Here is a 10,098-nt window from a genome sequence, read left to right as displayed (position 1 = left end):
TGTATCATAGAAGAACCTTATAAACATTATTTTACAGAAAAAGTTTCATACTCTCTTTATAATTCCTATAATCTCTATCGTTTTTTCTAAACCACAAAAATATCATTTTAAATATAAGCCAATGAACAAATTCCTGTTTTCATCTTTCTCAAAAAGATGTATGATATAGAAAAAAATAGGAGGTATTAAGATGAAATCACATAAATATTGGTCACTTGGTGCATTGGCAACCATGATTGGAACTTTTTACACTGGTTATAAAGATATGAAATCCGCACATAAATATTTTGCTTGCAGCTCTCTTATCTGCATGATTATGGCTATCTATTCTGGTCATAAAATGATTTCTGGAAAATCCAGAAAGAAGAAGGACTCTGTTTCTGAAGAATCTGAATAACAAATACATAGATAAAAGGAGACTGTAATAGTCTCCCTTTTAGTGAAAGATGAACTCTAATTTAATTTTATATTTCTTACTGCCGCATAGCTATCATCTGCTAAACCTATCTTCTCCATTTTCTGCACGATTTCTTTCTGTGACTTTTCTCTATGCAGGATAAATGCTGAATCCATTCTGGTAATATTAACACCTCCAGTAACGCACCTATCGTATCTACACCGTTTCTCTTTAACACATTATCTGCTCGTGTATTAAATCTCAAAAATGAAATTGATTCTTCTAAAATATTTTCTGGCAAACATGAAAAAGTCATATAATCCAAATGACTTTAACTCTTCATTCAACTGGATTACGAATAAATACAGGACATCGGTTTACTTTCTCGCCTCTATTTAATTGCAAAGTTCCTCTAAATTTTTTAATATATCCACTTCCATTTTTTTTCGAATTTTTTCATGCTCCTGACTTAATTCATCAAATATTATCCGTAATTCCTTTTTCATAGATTCTTCTTGATATAGTTCTTTTTTTTCTATTTGAGTACACGACTGTATTCTTTTTAATATTCCTTCAAATCTAGGAGAACAATGCTCAAACGGAGCTTTTAAAAAATACGCCATTCCTTTTTTTAAATCTTGCTGATTAAAATAAAAAGCTCCCAAAAATTCATATGCATTCTGTTTATTATCAATTGCAGATATTCTATCAAGGAACTTCTTCTCATCCTTATCTGACTGAAATTCTTTTTCTGCAACTTTCTGCAGTAGTTCATCTTCATAATTTATTTTTTCTTGTATATATTCACATATGCTTTCTCTCTTTTGTTCCTCTGAAATGTTACCTGGCATCAAAAGTTTTTTGCAATCTTTATATTTTTTATATTCTGCCTCCAGTAACTCATATTCATATGAGATTCTTTTTGCTTTACACATCCTTTCAGAATATTTCACTAATTTAAAACAATCCTTTTTAAAGCTCACAACATTTTTCCCTGATCCTTGTGTACTAAAAAAAACAATCCCATCATATCCCAACATTTTAAATATATCGGAAAAAAACTGTGTAACCAAATAATAATCTTTTATATCACTATGTACCGGTCTGGTCAAAATATCATATAATATTTCTTCTGAATTACTTTCAATCAAAACATAGTTACCTTTTTTCACACACTCAAACTCCACAATAGAGCAGATTTGTCCTACTTGTAAATGAATTTCAGCAATACATGTTTCAATATTATCTGCCAAGTAAAGATAAGATACTCCTTGTCTATTAAATCTTCCGCCTTGCACAAATTTTGCTGGTGGTTTTTCCATGTCACTCCCGAAATACGGTATCTTACATTTAATATCTAAATCGTCTATTGCCGCTTCTATTACACCATTTCCAACTCTCGCTCTATAAAATATCTGCCCTGTATCAATAATTTCCGTTTTGAATTTATCTTTTTCTTTTTTAAAATCCTCAAGAATATCACCAAAAAAATCACTATAATTTTCCTTTAATATTTTTTTCTCCAATTCTTCAAAATATTCTTTCGTCAATATTTCCATAGCTGCTCTCCCTCATATAAATTATTTTCATATAAGTATCCATCATAATACTAAATTCATTCTTCTATAAGTTCTAAATTTCGTTTTTCTAAATATTCTTGAATATTTTCAGTTACAACAGAAACTTCATTGATAATTGCCTTCCCTAACGCCAAATTTTCTTTATAGAACTTTTTATATCGTTCTTTTTTCGGATTTGTATTTGCTTTCTCAGGCAACAGATATTTTGTTACACTTCCATCTAAATCTGCTATTAATTCTGGTCTATATAAAATCAAGTGATAATTTTGAAACCAAAATTTCTCATTATCTAAGAGTTTTAAACTATTAATCTGTTCCTCTGAAAACAATCCATCCTTCAAATAATAAGCAATTAAAATCTGGTTCTGAGATTTAAGAACAAGATTGGATGTATCTTCCAGACACCAATCAAGCTGATAGCATCTAATGGCATAGTAATAGTATAATTGCACATCATGTAAAGAAGAGATCAACGCCTCTCTATATCTGGCTTTCAAAAATATTTTAATTTTTTGATTATCAAACCCACTCATACTATTAAAAATATCTGATGTATATAACAATGACTCCGGTGACATTTTTAATAGAAAGCATAGCTGATGATAATTATATTCTTCAACATCGTATTCTTCAAAATCTGTTTCTTGGAAATGTTTTGTTTTAAAAAAGTTTCTTATCAAAGACTGTTTGTTTCTTTCCTTTTTTACATTTGATAATCTATATATCAACTGATTCAAAAAAGACAATTTATGTTGTATTTCTGTTCCAATCTGATTTTGCCTTTGAAAATCTTTAAGGACTTCTTCATTCCAGTGTCGCATAATTGCTTTCCAATATCTAGTCAATAAATTTTCTATATTATATGATTCATAATCTTCTATTTCTATCTTCCGGTCATTTCCTTCGTGATCATTTTCTGCTAGCACCTGATTAAACAGACCTCTGATTGTTTCATTATCATATTTATTGCAAAAAATATAAAAATCATCTGAGAAGTATTCAAAATGGCAATTAATAGACGCATCTTCTAAGGCTGTTTCAAAATCATCTGATATTTTTTTCAATGCATTTTCTGCAAAGTAAAGAGACAAGTAGTTACCCATTATTATCCCACCTGTTCTTCCATTGTTCATACTTGTAAAAACATTGTCCTTTAGTTGTCCCTTCGGTAAATAGTGTGAATATAATTTCCCATAAAAATCTTTAATATCAAGTTTAATCAGATTGTCGTACAGACACAAATTCATAAAATCATCATTTAGTTGTGCATCATACTCGCCAGCTATAAAATCTCCCGTATCAAAGTTAACCGTCATTCTACTATGTTCAGGATTAATTCCTTGAATGTTATCAAAGTCAGGTAACCCCGAATAATAATGATATGCCCGTACAAAGTTCAGAACATTTGGAATTTTCAATGTTCTATATTTACCATTTCCTTTTTGTACATTAAAAGAAACAGGCATAGTCCAACACAATTCTCTTGTGCTAAAATTCTCAATATCCGCAGGATACTTTAATAAATCAATATTTACAAAATGCCTTACCGCATTTTTAAAATTATATAAATTATTCAAATCCATCTTACATCCCCTATTAAGTATGGCAATCATATCTTCTGTTACATATTTCTAGCTATATTATAATTCATCTACTACTTTTTGCAATAAAAATGGCCCTGCTACCTCAGTAGCAAGACCATCTCTGTTGAAAATCACTTCTTCTTCCTTTCCATCTCTTCTTCCATCGCCTTCTGTTGCTGTGGCTGCCCTTTGCCTTGACTGGCTATCTTCTTCTGATGATTGCGGAGCCGCTTCAGTACTGATCTCCGTGGAGCATTCTTATCCTTTTTCTTTAGAGTGTTGTTCATCAGTCCGTCAATCATGTTGTAATTGGCTTCTTCTGTCATCTCTGCACTGCGAAGGTATTCTCCATTATCCATGACTTTCTGCCAGTTCGCCAGCTCTGGTTTCTTCTTTTGTATTCCTTCTGGCTGTGTCTGCCCAGTCTGAGCTTGTGCCTGTATCTGCTGTTGTCTTTGCTGTTCCTGTTCTTTTGCTGCCTGTTGCTGCATAAAGTTCTGAATGTTCCGTCTGGCTTCTTCATCAAAACCATTGTAACAGTCATTCATGACTACGGCACCTTCCTCACTGAGAATCACATAGGCTGCTCTTGTCCCATACTCCTCATGTTCCATCAGAAACCATTTCTTCTCATTCATCAAAATATAATCCTGGGCAAGCCATGTTCCTTTCTTTCCTTCGATTTCATATCCGGTCGTATCAATGGAAAGTCTGGTATCGGAGGAACTTTTGATTGTGAGAAATTCTGGAATGATGATAAAACCATCTTTGTTGACATAGTAAGCTGTGGTTTTTCCATCATCGGTAATGACAATCACATCGCTGCAACCGATGGAATGACCTTTGAAGTTTTTCGGTCGCTGCTTCTGCAAGCGTGTTTTAATGTCAGCCGGAGTTTCCCCCGGCTGGATTCTTCCAATATACACCTGATGATAGTTTTCTATCTGGACTGTTTTTCCTTCGCTTTTCAGTTTCTCGTAAGAACGGAAACGGACATCCCGGTACTCAGGGGTATCTTTTACCTGATATACTGCACACTGACTTGTACTCATTCTTCTTCCTCCTCTTTCAGTTCCATTTTATATTCTTCCAGATCCATAAGAAAAACTTCATAACCTTCATCACTCATACAGAACAGTTTTCTTATGGTATTGCAGACAAGCCCAATCATATCTGCATCGCCTTTCAGAAAAGGAATGATATGGTCGATTGCCTCCATCGTGTCATTTCGGTTTCCTTTATCAAACATTGCAGTTACTAAACATTCATCTGCGTCAAAGTTCATTGCCAGATCCATCATAATTCCACCTCTCCCTTCTTATGTGCCTTGGATTTCTCCGTTGCCTTGTTTTGCTCCTGTGCTTTTGCCCTTGCCTGAAAATCTTTTAAAGACTGCAGCACAGATTTCTTCACTTCACCTTTTGCTCTGCTTACAAGTTCTACCTTTTGTGGCTGACTCTGACTTACAGATACCGGTTCCTGCTCTGACCTTCTGTCTGCCGCAACCGCAGAAGGTTTCTGTTCACTTCCTATTGCTGTTTCTGCCGCATGTTCCGCTTCCTGCACCCTTCCATACTTTTCATCCAGATACTTTTCCATGTCTGTGATTGCTTTCTGCACCAGAGGGCTTTCTTTATAGTGTGGAATCATATCTATCAGATCACGCCGTATCCGGTCTGCACTCATCAACTCATATTCTCCGGAATAATCTTCATCACCATCTTGCAGATCAAATCCGATTCCTTTAATCCCATGCAGTCTCTCTGCTGGGATACTCTCATATATTTTAATGGCTTCTTCTAAAGTAAGGTTGTTATGGTACTCTCCCATGACCGGAAACTCCATGCACTCTGCGACATAAAAACTGATCGTGGCTTCTGGCTGTTCCTGCTCTGGCTGTTTGTCAAAGATAGAAAATCTCTCTGCGTCCTCCAGACGGGAAAGTAAAGAACGGGCAGTTATCACATCACTGTCTATATCAGACTCTTCCGATACTTCAACGAGCCAGTCCTTTAAACACCCTGTTTTCTTATTCAGAATGTCCTCTGTGATTTTCTCCACCTGTTCTTCCCTGTTCTCAACGGTATCTTTATATTCATAAGCGTCATATTCATAGCTGAAATTATCTAAATCCACCGCCAGCTTTTTAATCTCCTGCTGATCAAGGTAAGCATCTGCTTCCTTCATATATTCTGCCAGAGTGATTCTTTCTTCTGCGATAGGATTGATGTCCACCTTAATACCTGCCATTGCTATACCATGAGCATTTAATTCATTGAAGAAACTGTCTTCACGGATATTGCCACGATAAGAAAGCACTACATCAAGGTCAGAATCTTCCCCGTAAAGGTCTTGTCTGCTTCTGGAACCATACACTCTTGCAGCAAGCAGCTCTACCTCCTGTTCCATTCCCATATCTTCTAATACTGCCTGTGCATGATACAGAACCCCTCTTTCAACTTCTGCCCTGCTCAGGCTATTTAATGCCAGTTCATTTCTTCCAATCTCAGAAGTCGCACGAAGTTCCCCCTCCTGCAATAAATCCTTAGCGTGCTGGATCGTCATTTCTTCAAATTCTTTATAATCCACTTTGACACATTCCATGTCATCCATTCTTTCACTTTTAAGAATTTCATAAGCAGCTTCCTGAATGGATGCGTCTGGATTATCATAATCACCACTCTGGATTTCATGCAGATCAGAGTCATAAAAAATAAACGAATATCCTTCTTCTGTTGCCTGTATGGTCAGATACCCTTTACTTCTGGTAAACTGCATTGCGATTCCTTCATAGGTTTGCATTGCTTCTTCCCTGCGAAATCCTTCAAAAATACTTGCCGGGCAGTTCTTTTCTAATTGTATCCGCTGCATCTGTTCTTCCTGAACTTCTTCCACATCTGCCATCAGATCTTCGTAATCCACTACTTTTGCATCTTCCAGTGAGTACCCTTTATCTTCTAAAATATCACTGGCAGCTTCATCTACATAGATTGTCGGATTGTCATAGATTCCTCCATCATCCTCCTGATAATCTTCATTATAAAATGTATAGTCATAACCATCTTCTGCGGTCTGGATTGTAAAGTATTGTTTTCCAATCTGATATGCAATCTGTACCTCATTCCAGTCCAGCATGTTTTCCATTTTATTTACCACTTCATATATTTCTGGATTCAACCACCCTCCGATCTGTTTATACGCATGGGTCAGCCGATCTATCCCGTTTTCACATCGGATAAAATCCATGCTTTCCTGCATCGTTTCCGTATTCTGGATACCAAGCACTTTTTTCTGATGATTTGGCAGACGTAAATATTCCTGCATCGCTTCATCCAGTGATTCATACCGGTTTACTTTTACTACACCCTCTGCATTTACATCTTCCATCACATAAAAATTATCAACGTAATGAATCTCTGGCATTTTTAACTTTATGCCTTCCGGCAGCTGCACCTCACTGACTGCATGAAAATTAAACCGGACATCCGTTCCAGATTCATTTTTTCCTGCCATCGTTTCTTCCCAGGTATCTTTCTGTACTGCCTGTATTTCTTCGATTGTAAGTGTCTGTCCACTCCGCAGGGTTACAACAGAATCTTTCGGGAATTCCGTCAAGTCATAAAGTGTTGTTCCATTTTCCTGCAAATATTCTGAAACTGCTTCCAATGCTCCTGCGTCAAACCCGTTCCATAAGTCCTCCGCTACAAGCTGTCCATTTTCTGCTACGATAATGCCTGCCACATCGGAGCCAAATTCATCCTGTTCCATTAAGAAAAACTTCTCCCCGGCATATTCCTTTTCATCAACCGTATGCCATGTTCCGTTATGTCCTTCTGCTTCATACCCTCTTGTCTCTGCCGTAATCGTCACTTCGTTTTCTCCTATCGCCTGTTCTATCCTCTGCATCCGGATCTCAGCTCTTGCCATGTCGATAAACCCATCTAAAACTGCCGGGTGGCTTTCGATCACATAATCCAGATTCAGATTTCTGCCCCGGCTGATATTTTCCGGGACTTCGATATGCTCCGCCCAGTCTTTGTTCTGTCTGGAGAATCTTCCATCATGGGAAAGTTCCTGGATGGTATTTGCCATAACAAAATTCATACGTTCTTCCCCAAAGCGTTCCACGACTTCTTTTGCTGCATTCTGCTTTAAGTGCAGCCCGTCAAAATTCTCCCGGATAGCTTCTTCGATTGCTTTCTTGCGGTCCAGGTTTAACTTTCTCGAATCCAGATAAGCATCCACATCCCGTTCTCCCATTGCCTGTTCCAATGTTCCTTTATAAACTGGCGGATATGCCCTGACGGAATTATGTTCCAGTATGTTCATTCTCTGCTGGACAAACTCCGGAAGTTCCTGAAATCCAAAAGAATCTACATAATAGGCTGTAATCTCTGCACCCCTGTTTATCACGATCACATCACTTACCGATAAAGAATGACCACGGAAATCTTCCGGTCGGTCAATGTTAAAGCGTTCAAATATATTTTCTAACGTGATTGTTGGCATCCATGGTGCTGCATAAACCATCCGGTAATCCTTTCCGTCAATGGTATATCCCAGACTCTTTGCGGATTCCATTCCCATAAACTGATAAGTATGCTCATCCCCACTATCCATCTGATAAATGGCAAACCTTCCGCTTTCTCCATGCAGAAGAAGTGTCTCATCAATCTTTTCTGCACTCTGCTGTTCCAGTGCTTCCTGTTTTGTAGCAGATATTTCTCTTTCTTTCTGCACTTCCCATTCTGTTTCTGTGATTCCAAAGATACCGTCATATCCAAGAATTGCATCTTCTGTGTCTACAAGTGTTGATTCTGCCAGCTGTGGATTCTCTTGATTTCCATGTAACACATAAATTTCTGCCCCTCCACGGTACAATTCATATGCACGGTCTTTCGTAAGCGGAAGCATATGGTCTAACTGGATTCCTGCCTCGTGCATTTCTGTAAAACCAACCATGCCATCCGGGAAATTGTCAATCTGTGCCTGTATTTCATTCATAAGGCTTCTCGTATATTCACTTCCCGGTCTGCGGATTGCAGTCATCATACGGTTCACCAGTCCAAGCACTTCGTCTTTATCATCCATCTTATATGCAAAATTCACAATAAGATTTCTCTGGGAATCTGTGAAATCTCCCGTATTGGCAGCTTCTGCTGTTTCAATCAGACGGTGGGCATACTGCATGGCTGTTTCTTCTGCAATTTCCGGCTCTTTCGCTGGGAAGTTCGCCCTTGCTGCCTGGATCACTTCATACACCAGCTTTGAACCGGCTTCATCGTAAGATTCCCTCATGTCCCATACCAGGTCATTCAGTCTTTCCACCTGTCCGGGGAAGGTTTCTGCGTATTCATTTACAAATGCCTTTTCTTCTTCTGAAAAAACATTTCTTGGAAACTCTGCTTTTTGCACCAACATCTCTACCTGCTCTTTCGGAGAAAGGTCAGAAAAATAAGTAACGCCTGTGTCAGCATCATATTCCACATCATAAAAATCAATCGGATAGTTCTCTCCGTGCCCACTGCTGTCATAGAGTGGTGTGACGGCAGCACCTTTTTCTTCCAGAAAACTTTCCAGTGGTTTCTCATTTTCCTCTATCTCACCACTTTCCAGAAGGCGGACATATTCACCCACATTCTGCTCTAACTGTTCCCTGCTCATGTTTTCGATCAGATCATAAGTAAACTCGGAACCCATACTGCCTGAAAGATGCAGAATTAAATCTTCCTTATGAAAAGTATCCCGAACTGGTCTTTCCATTTCCAGCTCGTGCATCTGTGTCTCGATATTCTCAATGACTTCCGCAGACGTTTTCCGGATGGTATCCATAGATGCCCGGAGTGCTTTCATATCCTTGCTTTCACACCAGCTGGCAATATAGGTAAAAGAGTATTCTGAAGTATCCAGACCAAAGTGATTGCAGACAATATAAGCAATACTTTCTGCTTCTACTTCTTTTGTTGTCCGGTCTTTTAAAATTCCTTCCACATCCATTACTTCCCGGTCATGCAGCAATGCGTGGCTTACTTCATGGACTCCGGTTTTCATGGTCTGGAGATTGCTCATATTTTCCTGAATTGCGATATACTTTTCCGTCTGATGATAATAGCCTTTTGCTTCCCCTTCTATCTCCATCATGCGGATTGGAACAGGGGAAATGTTCTGCAATGCTTCCATGAACGTGTCATAAAACTGTACGCTCCCGGTAAGTTCCGGTACTTCCAGTTCTGCAATCGGCTCTCCCTCTGTCTGGCTGACATCAAATACCGTTGTCACACGGAACCTTGGAATGACCATCTCCACGATCTCTGTTTCCGGCTGACCGTCATCCCCGATCACCGGCTCTTTGGTCACCGGGTCGATCTTTTCAATCTCCTGTTTCTCACGGATGGGTGCCGGTGCGATGATCTGGATTCCTTTTTCCCCACGTTTTACATGGCGGTTAAATTTCTTCTGCCATGCCTGATACCCTGCCACCAGTGTTGCTTCCGGTTTCTGCATGGTGATCAGCAGTGTGTTATTAAAGCTGTAATTG

Annotated in this window: 6 protein-coding genes; 1 reads left to right on the top strand and 5 read right to left on the bottom strand. The window is 38.3% G+C overall.

Annotated elements, in window-relative coordinates:
- Window positions 1-190 precede the first annotated feature (190 nt).
- Complete coding sequence (locus G5B06_RS17890) at window positions 191-397, top strand: DUF6219 family protein (RefSeq protein ID WP_117640203.1); 207 nt, start codon at window positions 191-193, stop codon at window positions 395-397.
- Window positions 398-792: 395 nt separating this feature from the next.
- Here G5B06_RS17890 and G5B06_RS17885 read toward each other — a convergent pair whose 3' ends face one another.
- The 5 genes from G5B06_RS17885 to G5B06_RS17865 form a co-directional block, all read right to left on the bottom strand.
- The gene (locus G5B06_RS17885; protein WP_117944167.1) at window positions 793-1,956 is read right to left on the bottom strand and encodes an RES family NAD+ phosphorylase; all 1,164 of its coding nucleotides are present in this window, start codon (window positions 1,954-1,956) and stop codon (window positions 793-795) included.
- A gap of 56 nt (window positions 1,957-2,012) precedes the next feature.
- On the bottom strand, window positions 2,013-3,560 hold the full coding sequence (locus G5B06_RS17880; protein WP_117944168.1) for a hypothetical protein: 1,548 nt from the start codon (window positions 3,558-3,560) through the stop codon (window positions 2,013-2,015).
- 131 nt (window positions 3,561-3,691) lie between these two features.
- Complete coding sequence (locus G5B06_RS17875) at window positions 3,692-4,612, bottom strand: YodL domain-containing protein (protein WP_117944169.1); 921 nt, start codon at window positions 4,610-4,612, stop codon at window positions 3,692-3,694.
- On the bottom strand, window positions 4,609-4,860 hold the full coding sequence (locus G5B06_RS17870) for a transposon-transfer assisting family protein (RefSeq protein ID WP_117944170.1): 252 nt from the start codon (window positions 4,858-4,860) through the stop codon (window positions 4,609-4,611). Before G5B06_RS17870 ends, G5B06_RS17875 begins: the two co-directional genes overlap by 4 nt.
- Window positions 4,857-10,098: LPD16 domain-containing protein (locus tag G5B06_RS17865; RefSeq protein ID WP_173772666.1), on the bottom strand; the 5,242-nt coding region annotated here is incomplete at its 5' end. The genes G5B06_RS17870 and G5B06_RS17865, both read right to left, overlap by 4 nt.

The sequence above is a fragment of the Blautia luti genome (genome assembly GCF_013304735.1).
Lineage (GTDB): Bacteria > Bacillota > Clostridia > Lachnospirales > Lachnospiraceae > Blautia_A.
The sequence above is the reverse complement of the archived record's forward strand: the minus strand, read 5'-3'. Positions and strand labels throughout refer to the sequence as shown.